We start from the raw sequence: 16,847 nt of genomic DNA on the forward strand, positions 1-16,847 counted from the left end.
TACTTCTGCTTTGATGAAGGGATACCTGTCTATAAATGATTAAAAGTTTTACTTTATGTCATAAAAAATTATTTAAATCTTCATTATTTCTCTTCAAATAAAAAAGCAGTATCACATATACCCTGTTAGATGCTGATTTCAGCCAAATTTATCGACCTGAAGAAAAGGCACCTCCATGTACAACAAAAAAAGACGGGATACGATGATCCCGCCTGATCGTGATGCTTATAACAAAATGAATACACCGAATAGCTGCAAATAATCAGAACGCCCAGTTGCCCTGACGGAACACCGGCTCAATCGTGCCGTCCGGCAGTTCACCGTCAATATCCAGCTCTGCCGAGCCAACCATAAAGTCCACGTGCGTCAGACTGACATTGGCACCGCGCTGTACCAGTTCTTCCTTGCTCAGCCGGGTACCATCTTCGATATTGGTCGGATAGGCGCTGCCCAGTGCAAAGTGACAGGATGCATTCTCATCAATACCGGTGTTGTAGAAAATACGGTTCAGTCTGGAGATTGGCGAATCATGCGGAACGAGTGCAATCTCGCCGAGATAGGAAGCTCCTTCATCGGTAGCCAGCAGATCGGTCAGATACTCGCGCCCGGATTCCGCATCATATTCCACCACTTTGCCATCCTGGAAAGTCAGCGTAATGCCATCAACCAGACGACCGTTCAGATTGAGCGGCATCGTGCTCTTCACGGTACCATTGACGCCGGTACGGTGCGGCATCGAGTACACTTCCTCGGTTGGCATATTGGCGACAAAATAGGTACCCGCTTCGTTCTCCCCGCCGCCGCTGCGCCAGATATGACCTTCCGGCAGCTGCACATGCAGATCGGTTCCCGGAGCGCGGTAATGCAGGCTTTTGTACTTTTTGCCATTGAGCAGATTTTTGCCCTGGCGTAAATGTTCAATATGCTCGCGCCACGCAGCGACCGGATCATTATCCACTGTCACCCGGTTCATCATGAAGATCGCTTCCCACATCGCCGGAATACGCTCTTCTTCCGGCAGATCGGCATATACTTTGTTTGCCCAGGCAGCCGTTGGCGCCTTGGTCAGCGACCAGCTGATGCGGCTGTTGCGCGTGTAGACGCTGTACTTCTCATTGGCGATTGCGGTCGCTTTGACAGAAGCGGATACTTTCCACGAATCAATGCCGTTAAACAGCTCCGGATTGGGCACCTTGATGCGCAGAATCGCTCCGCCCTCTTCGGCAAACTTCTCCATCATCTCGGCATGCCACTGTGGATAGTATTCAAATGTATCATCCGCCGCATGCTCATAACGGATGCGGGTCACCTGCTCATCATCCCAGTCGACAATTACATATTTGGCACCGGCATCGTAGGCTTTGGCTACGATCAATCTTGTCAGTTCCGCCGTCTCCAGTGGTGCATTGACAATCAGCACCTGGCCCGGCTGGATGTTCACGCCTACCTGGATGACCAGTTCAGCATATTTTTGCAGCATGGTTGTAAATGAATTCATTGTGCTCAGCTCCTTTTCATAACTTATGTAATCCGTTGGTTTTACATAAATTCGCAAAATTTAAGTTTCGTACCAACAAAGTCTGTATTTTCTCCGAATGCCTATAAACTAAATTGTAACAAATTCCGACAAATATTTTAATAGTGGTAAGTTAAGCAACTAAGTTTATAATTCATTAAAAAAAGCAAGAATGCGATGAATTTAATCATATAGATAATACAGATTTTATTTATTATACTCCTTTATTCTGCAACCTACACTATTAGCATGATCCAATTGAACAATGATATTTACCGTACATCCAAAGGAGCGTCGTCAACCATGTATGAAAAAAACAAAGTAATGAATATACTGTGTTTTGTTACTGTCGCTTTATCGTTTATCGTATTCGCTCTTCACCAATATACCAGTCTTATTCCTGACCTGATGACAGCAGCTCATACACAATCAGCTGCTACAGGATCCTCAGTGGATGTTGTCCGCTATATCCTGCTGGCTGTTCCTCTGCTGCTGCTCATCAGCTCCCTTCTTTTATTTAGCCGCAGTTCTCAGCATTCCTATCTCCCTATAATGAATACATTGATTCTTACGCTGGGCAGTATCGCGCTCATCGCAGCTGGAGACGGACTGGTAGAATATCACTTCTCTGTATTTATGGTCGTCGCATTTGTCGTCTTTTATGATTCACTGGCACTGGTACTGCTCACGACTGTTATTTTCGCCGTACATCATCTGGCTGGATTCTTCCTGTTCCCGGTATTGATCTGCGGTCAGCATGAGTACTCTTTCTCTCTGCTGCTTATCCATGCGGTCTTCCTGCTGCTTACGAGCGGCGCAGCCATGCTGCTCATCATTGCCAAACAGCGCTCCACGCAAGCATTGGAAGCCAAGAAACAGCAGTCGGAAGCCCTGAATGAGACTGCTGTCATCCAGCTGCAGCAGAGCGGACAATATATGGAACAATCTTCTTCTTCCTTACAGAGAAACTCGCAGTCTCTGGTGGCACTATCCGAAGAGATCGCCACTTCTGTTCAAACGATCAGTCAACGGGCTACTACAGAACTGCTGCCTTCCCAAAAAGGAAGTGAACAAAAGCTCGATCAGATTACAGCCGTTATTCATGAGATTACCGGTTCTCTGGAACAGCTCCATGATGCCTCTCTGATGTCGATTGGCAAAGCCAAAAACGGTCGTGAATCGCTCACTCATATCACTGCCCGGATCGAAGCATTGCAGCAGGATGTCAATGAAATGGCTGCCGGTATCCACAATATTAACGATCATGCCAATGAAATCTCGCGCTTTATCGAGATTATTGCCCATCTCGCTGAAGAGACCAATCTGCTGGCCCTGAATGCTTCTATTGAAGCAGCACGTGCCGGTGAACATGGACAGAGCTTTGGTGTCGTCGCCCAGCAGGTGAAAAAGCTCTCTATCGAAACAGCCGACGCCCTGAAAATGATGTCTTCCATCATTCATCAATTCACTCGCTCTACCGGAGCTGCTCTGCAAACCTCCGAACGCGGGACGTCAAAAATGCAGGAGACCCTGGCTGATACCCACCAGACTTCTGTAACATTTGATCAGATTTTGGAATCTGCTGAAATCACCGGCCAACATGTCAGCAATATTACTTCACGTACTACTGAACTGAATGAGCATACTCGGACGGTTAACGAAGCGACCCACTATGTTACCCGGATGATCGAAGAGGCCGTTATCAGCCAGCAATCGGTAGGCGCGACGATTGAAGAACAGCTGCAGCACAGCCACTCGGTTAACGATGCAGCACAACAGCTGCACCAGATGGGTGATCAGTTGAATGAACTGGTACGGAATTTCAGCAACAAAGACTCTTCCAAAAAGTAACAGGATAATAAAAGCTTTAATTGCCCCATCAGACAGCTTTGCCTCAACCTGAAGCGATGATATCTCGATTATCCACAATACCTAAAAGGCTGATATTTCTTCATTCGAGAAGAAACATCAGCCTTTTTCGCATTAGAATCATGACCTGTATTCAGACTGTAGCAAATACGATAGTTCTCCGCCTCAATCCTGCATATCATTTATATCATTCATATCATTGCATCATTATCCCGCCTGACGTGCCGATTCACCAATGGCTGCACTGCGCAGCCAGCTGCCCCGCCACCGGGTCTGCATCACGACGAGCAGTACGAGTGAACAGAATGCGATAATCCCCAGGACGATAAAACCCGGTGTATACGATCCTGCCGACTGGTACAGATTACCGAGAATAAGCGGCAGTGCATAACCGCCCAGCCCACCGGCAGCACCGACGATTCCCGTTACCAGACCGATCTCATTGCCAAAACGCTGCGGCACAAGCTGGAATACCGATCCATTGCCCGCTCCCAGGCACATCATGCCGGCAAACAGCAGTACGACCACGACCGGCAGTGGCGGCAGGAAAGAAACACACAGCAGCATCGCTCCGGCACCGGTATACAGATACATCAGCATCCGGGTGCCGCCGATCTTGTCCGCCAGATAACCGCCGACCGGACGAAAAAAGCTGCCCGCAATAACACAGATCGTCGTAATATCAGCCGCATGTACCGCTGACAGTCCATACTGGGTATTGAAGAAAATGGTCAAATAGTTAGCCAGACCGACAAAACCGCCAAAGGTCACACAATAAAAGGCACAGAACACCCATGCATCCCGCTGGCTCAGTACCGAGGCGTACTGGGATAGCTTTTTCGGTGCCGGACGCTCGGGACTATTTTTGGCGAAAATACTAAAGTAGATAAATACGATCACAATCGGGATCATGGCGATACCAAATACGACTTCCCAGCTGCCAAAAGACTGGGCCAGACGGTTGGCAAACAATGTCGCCAGCACCGTACCACTGTTGCCGGCGCCAGCGATGCCCATCGCCAGCCCCTGGTGTTCCTTGGGATACCACTGGCTCGCCAGCGGCAGTGCTGCAGCAAAGGAAGCACCGGCAATGCCGAGCAGCAGGGCAACCACATACAGCTGATCCAGCGACTGCACCCACTGCCAGCCCAGATAGAGCGGCACCAGTGTAACGATCATGCCCAGCTGAGCGGTCAGCTTGGGACCGATATAATCAGACAGAAAACCAAGCAGCAGCCGCAGAATCGATCCGCCCAATACCGGCAGAGCAACCAGCTGCGCCTTTTGCACAGGGTCCATCGGATAATCCTGGGCAATGACTACACTGAGCGGGCCGATCAATCCCCAGATCATAAAGCTGATATCAAAGTATAAAAAAGAACCAAATAACGTAGGCTTATGCCCGCTCTGCCAGAAACTTTTGCTCTCCATAGCTCTCGCTCCTCTGTAATCAGTAATGGTTGTGATACCCGGGATCACTCTCTTTTTCATAAGTCCACGCAAAAAGCCGCAACTCGTCCTTTGAATAAAAGAACAAAATTGCGGCTTCATTGCCTGCATTCAGCACAGCATTGTGCTTGGGTATGTAAACTTATGGATCACCGGATAGTGAATTTGTTTCAAATTATAAGAATATATTTCCCATATGTCAATTATATTAACAAAATTAAATTTAAATAAACTGATATGTTATTTTATTTTACATTAATTTATTGGGTATTCGGATCGACAAAGATATGTCTTGACTATTAATAGCAAACTGTCTACTATTCATCGTTTGATTTCTCCCTCCAACTTGATCACTTTTGCAACCAAAATCATCCTTTGTCAAAGGCAGTTGCTGCTTTTGATGTTCCTGCTATCGTCATGGCTCTTTTTCTCTTTACATCATTCTCATTACTCCATTCCCTGTCTCTTCTATTGTTCATTATTGAACAATATATCTGAATATTAGCTAATATTAAAAATATATTGTACAAAAATATACGTTTTGTATATACATTCCATGCTGCATTGATTAGAATAATTACATATTCAACCAGTTCTCATGAAAAGAGGGGTAGCATGGAGACCGTGCTTCGCAATTTGTTTCAGTCACTGGCCAAGAATCCTTCCGCCAATAAAATGGCTAAAAAGTATGGTTTGCGCTTTGGCGCGAGACGTTTTGTCGCCGGGGTCACGATTGAGGAAGCGGTGCAAGCGGTGCGCAGACTCAATCAGGATGGCCGGCTGGCAACACTGGATCATCTCGGCGAATTTATCTCTACACGCGAAGAAGCGATGGAGTCGACCCAGATGTGTCTGCAGACGCTGGATGCCATCTCCCGCAGCGGGGTACAGTCCAACCTGTCTCTCAAAATGACTTCACTCGGACTTGATATTGACCGCCAGCTCTGTATCAACAATATGACGACCATTCTGGAGCGCGCCCGCAGCTACGGCAACTTTGTCCGTATCGATATGGAGGATTATGCCCACTGCCAGATGTCGATTGATATCTACCGCGAACTGCGTAAGCAGTTTGACAATGTAGGAATTGTGCTGCAGGCGTATTTGTACCGCACGAGCCAGGATATCGAGGATTTGAATGAATATCGCGCCAACCTGCGATTGGTCAAAGGCGCATACAAGGAACCTTCATCCGTCGCATTTCCAGCCAAGGAAGATGTCGACAGCAATTACCGCAAAATTATCAGCCAGCATCTGGCCAACGGCAACTATACCGCCATCGCTACCCATGATGAGGCAATCGTCCGTTATGTACGCGAAGAAGTGGTCCGTCAGGATATTCCGCTCCAGCAGTTTGAGTTCCAGATGCTGTACGGCATCTGCGAAGATTTGCAGAAGCGGCTCGTACAGGACGGTTACAAAGTCCGGGTGTACGTGCCTTATGGACGGGACTGGTTTGGCTACAATATGCGCCGCCTGGCTGAGCGCCCCGCCAATGTATGGTTTGTACTCAAAAATCTGTTCCGCTAACCCCCAACAGGCTTGCCTGTGAGCGATAACGCCCTTCAGACAAGCCTGATGTTTGCCATGTTCACAGCTGACTGCGCATGCGCAGCCCATTGCGGTTGATAGCAGCCTTTTACAGCTGGTGCTTGGTCATTTTGTTGTACAACGTGCCTCTGGAGATGCCCAGCATCCGGGCGGCGATACTTTTGTTGCCTGCGGCTTTTCGCATTGCTTCTTCAATGCGCTGCTTTTCCTCTTCCTCGGTGACACGGGCTTTGAGACCCGGGGAAGCAGCTAGTTCGGCAGCGGGAAGGTCTTCCTTTTCCCGGCTGAATAAAGGCGGCTGATCGCCCTGCAAATGCTCCGGCAGATGCTCCAGCAGCAGGGAATCGCCTTCACTCAGGATCACGCAGCGCTCGATGACCGCTCGCAATTCGGCAATATTGCCCGGCCAGTCATAACGGGCAAAGGCCAGCATCACTTCCGGTGCTACACGCGGCACCGGCTTCTGGTAATGCACCGCAAATTCGCGCAGATACATATGCACCAGGATCGACAGATCTTCCCTGCGTTCGCGCAGCGGAGGAACCGTAATCGTCACGACACCCAGCGCGTAATAGAGCTCGGAGCTGAACTGCTGATCCGCCACCCGCTGATCCAATGCGGTCCGCGTGGCAGCGATAATGCGCGCATGCAGCGGGATATCCTCCTGCCCTCCATACCGACGGAACGAACGCGTCTTGATCGCACGGTATAACTTATTCTGCATATCCGGCGGCAGTTTGTCGATCTCGTTGAGGAAGAGAGTACCGTCTCCCGCCTGCTCCAGCTTGCCGGCTTCCTGAATATCCTGACCGGAATACGTACCGCCGATAAATCCGAACAATTCACTATCCAGCATACCAGGCGGCACCGCGCCGCAGTTCAGGGACAGAAATGGCGACTCTGCATGAGCGCCAGCCAGATGAATCGCCCGGGCGAGCTGCTCCTTGCCGGAACCCGCTTCGCCGTACAACAGTGCCGGCGTGTTCAGCTCGGCGATCTTTTTGCCGATACGGACGACTTTGCTGATGCTGTGACTCTGTCCATCCATGAGAGTAAACGGATCGCTGCGGCGGGGCATCGTATCGAGGATGCTTGCCTGGGCATGGGACAGCTCTTTGTTCAATTTGACCAGATGGGTAATATCCTGCTCGGAAGCCAGCCCGCCCACGACACGGCCTGCCGGATCAAGCACCGGAGAAGCGTTGATCAGCACATGGGTGCCTTCGGAGGATTTGTGGTACATGTTACGCACTTTGCGTCCTTCATCCAGCACGCGCAGCAACATGATCGATTCCGGATCAAAATGCTCTCCGATCGTCTGCCCCATAATGCGCTCATGCGGAATGCTGTATATCTGTGCGGCTGCCTCATTCCAGCAAATAACGGTCCCATCCTGATCGACGGCTGTTACCGCATCGGTCACGGTATCGAGCAGTCCGTTCAGATACATCTCGGCTTTGCTTTTCTGGCGGTGCAGCTGTCTCAGCAGCTCGCCTGGACTGAGAAACCCTGCAGGATCTCCATCCGGCTGAACAAACACAACCGGGCGGCTGAGCGACGATGGCAATCGCTCCACCCATGTTCCGACTGGATCAACAGCTTCCTTTTTGACGACAGGTGAAGGGGCATACCGATCCAGTGATCGCTCAATCTTGTCCGCTGCCTGCTGCCAGAACGGCAGATCGTCATCGGTAAACAGATAAGCCTGCTGTTGATGCGATATATATACTGCCTGACCCTGATGCAGCAATTGTGCGATCTTTTGAGCATCTTCCCGGGCGGACAGCTCAGTTATATTTTCGTTTAATTGTAATTGTTCATTATTGAACATGATAATCTCTCACTCCATGTAATTTAGTAACAATTTAACATGTCCGCCCCTCTACTGACAACCGTCTTACCGATTTCCTATTCCCTGTCAGTAAATCAACAAGCAAATTGATTCACTCCAAAATGAATTTTAAACAACAGGCATTCCAGACAGCAGATCGATTCACTTCCTACAGTACTCGCATAATAGACAACCAGGGATAAATAATATTTATTGGATTTAATAGAATTATTAAATTTGTAAACATTCTGCTTATTCTCACAGGCAATTTGTTCATTATTAAACATGTAAATAAATAATTTTGTTCAAATTATACACAAAATCATTTAAAAGTGTATAATTCAAATAAATGTATAACTTTACCATTCATGCTTCCATTTCCGTTTCCATTATGAGAGGAGATCTATTAATGAGTAAAATGACGAATATCCGCCCTTTTGCCAATGAGCCTTTTGTTGATTTCAACCAGCCGGACAACCGTGAAGCGATGGAGAAAGCGATTGCCCGTGTCAGAGCCGAACTCGGTCAGACCCTTCCGCTGCATATTGGAGATCAGAAGATTGTAACTGAAGACAAAATTCGTTCCATCAACCCTGCCAATACGGATGAAGTTATCGGCTACATGAGCAAAGCCAACCAGGAGCTGGCCGAACAAGCGATGCAAGTCGCCCTGCAGACTTTTGAGACATGGAAAAAGGTTCCCGCCCGTATCCGCGCCGATTATCTGTTCAAAGCCGCTGCCCTGATGCGGGAACGCAAGCATGAATTCTCAGCCCTGATGGTGCTGGAAGCCGGTAAAAATTATGCCGAGGCAGATGCTGATACAGCGGAAGCGATCGACTTTATGGAATTCTACGCCCGTGAGATGCTGCGTCTCGATCAGATTAATGAGACCCAGCCGCTGACACCGATTCCCGGTGAAGACAACCGCCTTACCTACATTCCACTCGGCGTCGGCATCGTGATCCCGCCGTGGAACTTTCCGCTGGCCATCTGTGTCGGCATGACTACAGCTGCAGTCGTATCCGGCAATACGGTACTGCTCAAGCCAGCTTCCACCACACCGGTAATCGCTCACAAGTTTGTCGCTCTTATGGAAGAGATCGGACTGCCAGCGGGTGTGATCAACTTTGTGCCGGGCAGCGGGTCCGAGATTGGCGATTATCTGACCAGCCATCCAAAGACCCGTTTTATCAGCTTCACTGGTTCCAAGGAAGTGGGACTGCGCATCAGCCGCCTCGCTGCCGATACAGCGGAAGGCCAGATCTGGATGAAACGTCTGGTCGCTGAAATGGGCGGCAAGGACGGCATCGTAGTCGATGAGACGGCAGATGTAGACGCGGCTGCCCAGGCGATCGTCGCTTCGGCCTTTGGCTTCCAGGGTCAGAAATGTTCGGCTGGCTCCCGCGCCGTAATCGTGGAATCCGTCTATCCGCAAATCGTGGAAAAAGTGGCCGAGCTGACCGGACGCCTGTCCATCGGTTTGCCGGAGCAGAACTATCCATCCGGACCCGTTATCGACCAGGGTTCCTATGACAAGATTCTGGATTATATCGAAATCGGCAAAACCGAAGGTCGTCTGGTCGCAGGCGGCAGTAAGGCCGAAGGCAACGGCTACTATATCCAGCCGACCGTGTTCGCGGATGTCGACCGCAAAGCGCGCATTATGCAGGAAGAGATCTTCGGTCCGGTTCTCGCTCTCTGTCCGGCCAAAGATTACAAGGAAGCGATCGAGATCTACAATGATACGGAATTCGGACTGACCGGGGCGTTCTTTTCCACCAATGAGGAGCGGATCAGCGAAGCGCTGGAGACGATGCACTGCGGCAATCTGTATGTGAATCGCAAATGTACCGGGGCGCTTGTAGGGGCGCAGCCGTTTGGCGGATTTAACATGTCGGGGACGGATTCGAAGGCTGGGGGACATGATTATCTACTGCTGTTTACCCAAGCGAAATTGACTTCGCGCAAGCTGTAAGGGTTCAGCTGTGTTGGAGTTACAGTAGACTGAATTTGTACCTGTAAGCGTTGTGGTGCTGGACAGATGGTATTGTATTGAGAATATGCTATTGGAAGCCTCTGTATGAATGGATACAGGGGCTTTCGCTGCATATTGCGTCGTGTATGTGTATGCTGCTCCGTTTGTAAGAACGCTTCGGGGAGCGCAGTATAGCAGAGCCTTAGTCTGGAGTCTGGCTGGCATCAACCACTCCAGAAAGGAATAAGAGCACGTCCTCCGGTTAAGCGTGGAGATCTTTTATATTAGGAGGGAATGAAGATCTCCACGCTTAAAGGCCGTCCTTTGCTCTTATTTCCTTTCTTGCGTTCTGTGCTTGGACATCTTTGTAGTCTGCTCGCGTACTCTACTCGCTTTTTTCAACTGGAATAACTTTTTTATAAATACAAATCTTGCAGCGTTTGTTTTCAATATATTGCCAGTATATAGTCTTGCTTCGGTGAATATAATTAACATCAATCGTATCCAACCAGCGTTATAGCCTGATTAAATGTTACAATAATTAACTTATAATCGATAAATAATTCTCCTCTCTTATAATACGTCAATTATATTGACATAAATTTCAGAATCCTTTACTGTTATTTTATAACTTTCACACAAAGACGTGTGATCTGAAATGGTGGCAATGATGCCCTTTTCCTGTTGATAAGTCAGCAGAAAAGGGCTTTTTCTGTTTAGTTACGTAAAAATGATTCGATGTGAATTTCGATACATCGGGATATTGGGTGGATTCATTTAAAACAGAGACAGATATTAGGATGGATAAAAGGAGGAAATCGTATGCCCTCACGGTTGGTCGTTATTGGGAATGGGATGGCGGGGATGCGTTGTGTGGAGGAGATGGTGAAGCGGCGGGCAGGACATTTTCATATTACGGTGTTTGGAGATGAGCCGCGGCCGAATTATAATCGGATTCTGTTATCCAAAGTGCTGCAGGGAGAGAGCCGGTTTGAAGATATTGTACTGCATTCGCTGGACTGGTATGAGGAGAATGGAATTCGGCTGCATACCGGGGAGCAGGTGGTACGAATTGATCCGGATCAGCGTACGGTCTATACGGCTTCCGGGATGCAGGCACAATATGATGTGTTGATTCTGGCAACCGGGTCGGTGCCTTACATCCCTCCGCTGCCCGGTTCGGACAAGAAGGGGGTGATTTCCTTTCGCAGCATCGAGGATTGTCAGCGGATGACCGAGTATGCCAGCCAGTACAGCCGGGCAGCGGTCATCGGCGGCGGACTGCTCGGATTGGAAGCGGCGCGGGGACTGCTGCATCTCGGCATGGAAGCACATGTGGTGCACAATGCCTCCTATCTGATGAACCGCCAGCTGGACGCACTGTCGGCAGGCATGCTGCAAAAGGAACTGGAGCAGCAGGGCATGATCTTCCATCTGAACCGCAATACACTCAAAATTACAGGGACCACCCGTGCGCAGGGACTGCGTTTTGATAATGGAGAACGACTGGCTGCCGATCTGATCGTGATGGCGGTCGGGATTCGTCCCAATATCCGGCTGGCAGAACAAGCGGGGATTCGCACCGGCCGCGCCATTCAGGTGGATGACCATATGCAGACCAGTCTGCCGGGAATCTATGCGGTCGGTGAATGTGCGGAACATCGCGGTATCTCCTACGGTCTGGTCGCCCCTCTGTATGAACAGGCTCTGGTGCTGGCTGCACATCTGTGTGAACAGCAGACAACCGGTTATCAAGGTTCCATTCCGTATTCCCAGCTGAAAATTTCCGGGGTGCATGTTTTCTCGGTCGGCAATGTTCAAGCTGTGGAGGCAGAAGATATTGTGCAGCAGTACGATGGCGTGCAAAAAACGTATCGGAGAATCCTGGCTACTCAAGGAAAAATCAGCGGCGCCGTGCTGTACGGCGAGACGGCCGAAGGAACAGCTCTCGTCGAGATGGTACGCCGCGGACAGCCGGCTGAGCAGTGGCTGGCAGACAGCATCGCTCATTCGCAGACCAATGATAATCCGGCAGATGCCACAGCGATCGCCCTCTCCCCGGAGTCGGTCGTATGTGCCTGCAATGCGGTCACCAAGTGCACCATTCTGGACACCATGACCGCGCTGCAATTGAAGACAGCAGATCAGGTCAGGGAACATACCCGTGCCTCCGGTTCCTGCGGCGGCTGTCGTCCTACTGTAGAAGCACTCGTTCGCTGTCATGCCGTGGGGATGACAGCATCGGCGGCTCCCTCTACCGCTTCGGAACATGTACCTGCAGCGGCACAGATGCCTTCCATCTGCGGCTGCACGTCCCTCACTCATGAACTGCTGCGTGATCTAATTCGTGAGCATCGCTGGCAGACAGCTGCCGAAGTGATGCAGCAGCTGGATTGGGTCAATTCGGATGGCTGTCCATTGTGCCAGCCGGCGCTTCAGTATTATATAGGTACCCTTGATCCGTTGCAGACTGCCGGGTCGATCTTTTTGCCAGCATCCTATGCTGCACTGCTGATTCATGCCGATCCTCTGCTGCTGGAACAGTATCCGAATGCCGGTTATCTGCTGGAGCAGCTGTACAACAGGTGGCAGAATATGATCCCGGCCGTTCCTTTGCATATCACTGCTTCGGTTGATGCAGACAGCCCGGCCGGTCTGCTGCTGCACGATCTGGTAGTATGCGGCTCTCCGGCAGGCTGGGAGATCCATGCTGGCGGCAGTTCCACCGGCTCTTTGCGCAGAGCGCAGCTCATCGCCCAGACCGATTCCCTGCAGGATGCGATCCATCTATTATCGTTCTGCATCAGCCAATACCATGAACAGGCCTATTACGGCGAACCGGTCTGGCAGTGGCTGGAGCGTACAAGCCTGCTGACCATCCGTGAACAGGTACTGAACCGTTATTACGAGCAGACCGGTGACCCGGTACAGGAAGGGGAAATCAGACATGAACATGATGCAGACACAGTGTCCATTTTGCAGCGTACAGTGTAAGATCTCGCTGCATCGCACAGAATCCGGTATGATGCCCGCTCCCCCATCTGCCGAGATACACAGCGCGAGCCGCTACAGCAGCTGGCAGGCTAAAGGCGCACCCAATGCCGCCTCTCAGGGCCGGATCTGTGTCAAAGGCATGAATGCCCACCAGCATGCGATGAATCGGGAACGGCTGATGTTCCCGCTGGTCCGCCGTAATGGTGCGCTCGTCAGAGCAACCTGGGAAGAAGCCATGGAGCGAATCGTCAGCCATTTCCAAACCGCAATCAGCCAGCAGGGTGCAGGTTCCATCGGCGTATACGGCGGCGGTTCGCTGACGAACGAAACTGCCTATCTGCTCGGCAAATTCGCCCGTATCGGGCTGGGAACGCGGTATATCGACTACAATGGACGCTTTTGCATGTCGGCAGCTGCTTCGGCAGGCAGCAAAGTGTTCGGCCTGGATCGCGGAATGACCTGCCGGCTCGAAGATATCCCGCTCGCCCGCTGTATTATTCTGGCGGGAACGAATATTGCCGAGTGCCAGCCGACGCTGCTGCCCTATTTTAACCAAGCCCGGGCAAATGGAGCCAGAATCATCGTTATCGATCCCCGGCGAACATCGACAGCAGCGATCGCCGATCTTCATCTGCAGATCCGTCCGGGAACCGATGCGATGCTGGCGCTGGCGATGCTGAAGATCCTCGTACAGGAAGGCTGGATCGATGAGGAATTCATCCAGCAGCGTACCGGTAGATATGAAGATCTCACCGCCCTGCTGGATGGTATCGAGACGGAAGATGTCGCACAGTTATGCGGCATCCCCGCCGAACAGATCCGGCAGGCGGCCAGCTGGTATGGACTTGCCGAGACCGGCATTATCTTTACCGCTCGCGGGGTAGAACAGCAGACCGATGGTCATCTCGCAGTGAGGTATCTGATCAATCTGGTGCTGGCTACCGGAAAAATCGGTCGGCCCGGCTGCGGCTATGGTGCAGTCACCGGTCAGGGCAACGGCCAGGGCGGACGGGAACACGGACAAAAAGCCGACCAGCTGCCTGGCTACCGTTCAATCGAGAATGCTGCGGATCGTGAATATATCGCTTCGGTCTGGCAGGTAGATCCGGCCAATATCCCCGGCAAAGGCGTGTCTGCCTACGAAATGATGGAACTGGCTGCCCGCCGGGATATCCGCACACTGCTCGTCATGGGCTCCAATCCGGTTGTGTCCAACCCGAATATTCCACTCGTCCGGTCTGCACTGGAAGGGCTGGATATGCTGATCGTGGCGGACATGTTCCTGTCGGAAACCGCCCGGATGGCCGATGTGGTGCTGCCTGTCACTTCGTATCTTGAGAATGCCGGTACGCTCACCAATCTGGAAGGCCGGGTACTGCTGCGTGAAGCGGCACTCCCTGCGCCTGGCGAAGTACGGGATGACTGGCGTATTCTGTGCGATCTGGCCGACAGGCTGGGACGGGGGCAGTACTTTCCTTTTCAGACAGCCGAAGAGATCTTCGAGGAACTGCGGATAGCCAGCCGCGGCGGACTTGCGGATTATTACGGGATCACCTATGAGCGGCTGCGCCGGGAAGAAGGGATCTACTGGCCCTGTCCTTCGCCGGAGCACCAGGGCGTACCCATGATGTTCACCGAGCAGTTTGCCCATGCGGATGGCAGAGCCAGCTTTACCGCGACTCCCCATCATGCGGTACGAGAACAGCCTTCACCGGTATATCCGCTGATCCTGACCAATGGCCGGGTGCTGGCTCATTATCTGACCGGTGTGCAGACCCGGCGCAGCGCTGCACTGGCTGCCCGTGAGCTGGAAAACTTCGTCGAAATCCACCCGCTGACCGCCCGCCAGCATCATCTGCAGGATGGAGAATGGACCGAGATACAGTCTGCACATGGCCGCTTTTTCGTACGCTGCCGGATCAGCGAGAATATTCGCCCGGATACACTATTCGTGCCGATGCACTGGGGCGGCACCCAGAACGTCAATGAAGCAACCTCTCCCGAGCTGGACCCTTACTGCAAAATGCCCGGCTTCAAAGTAACTGCTGTGACGATCCGGCCTGTACATGCCGGTGCTGCACAGCGGCAGTATCAGTCTATGCAGCGCTGAGTGTGGAGCGCACCTAACTTGAACGACAAAATCATCCTGTTCTCTCCCTGCCGGAGGAATACAGGATGATTTTTGTGTTTTTGTTTTATGTTTTGTGTTTTGTATCTTTTATATATTGTATTTTGTAAACTCTATGTTCAAACTTCACTGACTCCATCGTATTCCTGTTTCATCTAAGGTATGCTGGAATTATAGCGCTTTAACATTTAACTGTCATAAGCTGGCATGTCATTCCCTACTACCGATAATCAGGAGGTCACACGATGATACAGATTAGAAGAGTACATACCCATGAATTGGCGCAGGCTGCCGAGCTGGCCAATGATATTTTCTGCGAGCAGGAGTATCGGCATATGGAGACGTCATTCCCTACCCTGTTCCATCCGGGCATCAGCCATTCCTACGGCGCGTTTACCGAGCAGAATCGACTTGTATCCTTTATGGGACTGGTTCCGGTGAAGATTCGGAGCGGACAGCAGATTCTATCGGCTTTCTCGATCGGAGCGGTATGCACCCATCCGGATTATCGCGGTCAGCGGTTGGCCGGACAGCTGCTGGAGCGCTGCCGTCAGCATGCGACTGAATCGGGCGCTTCACTGATGTTTATTTCCGGTGACCGTTCGCTGTATACGCGTGCAGGCAGCCAGTTTTTCGGTCAGATCCATCAAGCGGCCATGTCTTCGAACACTCTCTCTTCCTGGGGGCCCTTTTCATGGGAAATGCGTGATATGCGGGCAGAAGATATTTTTGCCGTTCATGCGCTGCTGCAATCCAGACCGGCGTATGTACAGATGAGTCTGGCCGAACTGCAGCAGATGATCGAAGCTGCGCCAATGGCACATATTCGCGGACAGCATCTGCATATCCGTGTAGCCACCGTCCCCGGACAGAGGAGCATCGAGGCTGTCAGCATCTTCTCCATTCCTGAGGAACCATCTCATTCTACGGAGCTGGGTGATTCCATACCAGAACGCAGCGGACAGGCACTGGAATGGGCGGGTCCACACGATGCGGTCATGGCACTCTGGCAGGATGCCGTATCAGTCTATGCCCTTGCATCCCTGACTGCCCCCATTCCCTGGCAGGAAACATCCCTGATCCAAGCTGTAAAAGAATCCGGTGCAGCCCTGTCCATCATCCCCAACGGTGGAACCGTCATGATCGCCAGCGGCAGCGCCCTGATCTCGCAGATCGAACTGCTCGATGATCTAGCTCCGGATGCGCCGGTGCGATTCTCGGTTGAATCCAATAACCAGTACATCCTCCATACGCCGCAGGGCACCTGCCCGGTCGATGGAGATGCGGAACTGTGCTCCCTGCTGTTCGATCCATCTTCATCATTATTGCAAAACCAGAATATCCCAAGCCCTGCCGTCACTCTGCCTTATATGTACGGACTGTATTTTATATAACGCGAACATCCCACCTCATAAAAAAAGAATGCACCATGTACCGCAGGATGATTATCCACAGAGCGAAGAAAAGGAATAGGGACAGCCGACGACTGTTAAACATGGAGATCGACCGCTGCAAGCGGTTATTCAGGATC

At 51.2% G+C, this 16,847-nt stretch carries 9 protein-coding genes; 6 read left to right on the forward strand and 3 right to left on the reverse strand.

Translation table 11 applies throughout. The features are described from left to right. Positions 1-262: 262 nt before the first annotated feature. Positions 263-1,498 carry an aminopeptidase gene (locus M1D61_RS17140; RefSeq protein WP_458119829.1) on the reverse strand — a complete coding sequence of 412 codons (1,236 nt, stop codon included), beginning with the start codon at positions 1,496-1,498 and terminating at the stop codon, positions 263-265. A 321-nt stretch (positions 1,499-1,819) separates the two neighbouring features. On the opposite strand from M1D61_RS17140, the gene M1D61_RS17145 reads away from it, so the two are divergent. Next, positions 1,820-3,367, forward strand: a complete 1,548-nt coding sequence (locus tag M1D61_RS17145) for a methyl-accepting chemotaxis protein (RefSeq protein ID WP_458119830.1) — start codon at positions 1,820-1,822, stop codon at positions 3,365-3,367. Positions 3,368-3,592: 225 nt separating this feature from the next. Here M1D61_RS17145 and M1D61_RS17150 read toward each other — a convergent pair whose 3' ends face one another. Further along, a complete protein-coding gene (locus M1D61_RS17150) occupies positions 3,593-4,816 on the reverse strand; it encodes a nitrate/nitrite transporter (protein WP_458119831.1) in 1,224 nt (407 codons plus the stop codon). A 633-nt stretch (positions 4,817-5,449) separates the two neighbouring features. Here M1D61_RS17150 and M1D61_RS17155 point away from each other — a divergent pair. Continuing rightward, a complete protein-coding gene (locus M1D61_RS17155) occupies positions 5,450-6,364 on the forward strand; it encodes a proline dehydrogenase family protein (RefSeq protein ID WP_458119832.1) in 915 nt (304 codons plus the stop codon). A 109-nt stretch (positions 6,365-6,473) separates the two neighbouring features. Here the strand turns inward: M1D61_RS17155 and M1D61_RS17160 are convergent, their stop codons facing one another. Then, complete coding sequence (locus M1D61_RS17160) at positions 6,474-8,216, reverse strand: sigma-54 interaction domain-containing protein (RefSeq protein ID WP_458119833.1); 1,743 nt, start codon at positions 8,214-8,216, stop codon at positions 6,474-6,476. 409 nt (positions 8,217-8,625) lie between these two features. Between M1D61_RS17160 and pruA the strand changes: the two genes are divergently transcribed. From pruA to M1D61_RS17180, 4 genes are all read left to right on the forward strand, one after another. Then, positions 8,626-10,194, forward strand: a complete 1,569-nt coding sequence (gene pruA / locus M1D61_RS17165) for an L-glutamate gamma-semialdehyde dehydrogenase (RefSeq protein WP_458119834.1) — start codon at positions 8,626-8,628, stop codon at positions 10,192-10,194. A gap of 822 nt (positions 10,195-11,016) precedes the next feature. After that, positions 11,017-13,188, forward strand: coding sequence for a nitrite reductase large subunit NirB (gene nirB, locus M1D61_RS17170; RefSeq protein ID WP_458119835.1), 2,172 nt, complete (start codon positions 11,017-11,019; stop codon positions 13,186-13,188). Continuing rightward, positions 13,142-15,298, forward strand: a complete 2,157-nt coding sequence (locus M1D61_RS17175; RefSeq protein WP_458119836.1) for a molybdopterin oxidoreductase family protein — start codon at positions 13,142-13,144, stop codon at positions 15,296-15,298. Before nirB ends, M1D61_RS17175 begins: the two co-directional genes overlap by 47 nt. A 263-nt stretch (positions 15,299-15,561) precedes the next feature. Then, positions 15,562-16,710, forward strand: coding sequence for a GNAT family N-acetyltransferase (locus M1D61_RS17180; protein WP_458119837.1), 1,149 nt, complete (start codon positions 15,562-15,564; stop codon positions 16,708-16,710). Positions 16,711-16,847 lie beyond the last annotated feature (137 nt).

The organism is Paenibacillus sp. Z6-24, assembly GCF_054161335.1.

What these genes read in the sequence shown, in the direction of transcription:
- M1D61_RS17150 (WP_458119831.1), bottom strand. Translation starts at nt 4,816, where the DNA reads ATGGAGAGCAAAAGTTTCTGGCAGAGCGGGCATAAGCCTACGTTATTT.
- M1D61_RS17145 (WP_458119830.1), top strand. Translation starts at nt 1,820, where the DNA reads ATGTATGAAAAAAACAAAGTAATGAATATACTGTGTTTTGTTACTGTC.
- M1D61_RS17155 (WP_458119832.1), top strand. Translation starts at nt 5,450, where the DNA reads ATGGAGACCGTGCTTCGCAATTTGTTTCAGTCACTGGCCAAGAATCCT.
- M1D61_RS17175 (WP_458119836.1), top strand. Translation starts at nt 13,142, where the DNA reads ATGAACATGATGCAGACACAGTGTCCATTTTGCAGCGTACAGTGTAAG.
- M1D61_RS17140 (WP_458119829.1), bottom strand. Translation starts at nt 1,498, where the DNA reads ATGAATTCATTTACAACCATGCTGCAAAAATATGCTGAACTGGTCATC.
- M1D61_RS17180 (WP_458119837.1), top strand. Translation starts at nt 15,562, where the DNA reads ATGATACAGATTAGAAGAGTACATACCCATGAATTGGCGCAGGCTGCC.
- M1D61_RS17160 (WP_458119833.1), bottom strand. Translation starts at nt 8,216, where the DNA reads ATGTTCAATAATGAACAATTACAATTAAACGAAAATATAACTGAGCTG.
- nirB (WP_458119835.1), top strand. Translation starts at nt 11,017, where the DNA reads ATGCCCTCACGGTTGGTCGTTATTGGGAATGGGATGGCGGGGATGCGT.
- pruA (WP_458119834.1), top strand. Translation starts at nt 8,626, where the DNA reads ATGAGTAAAATGACGAATATCCGCCCTTTTGCCAATGAGCCTTTTGTT.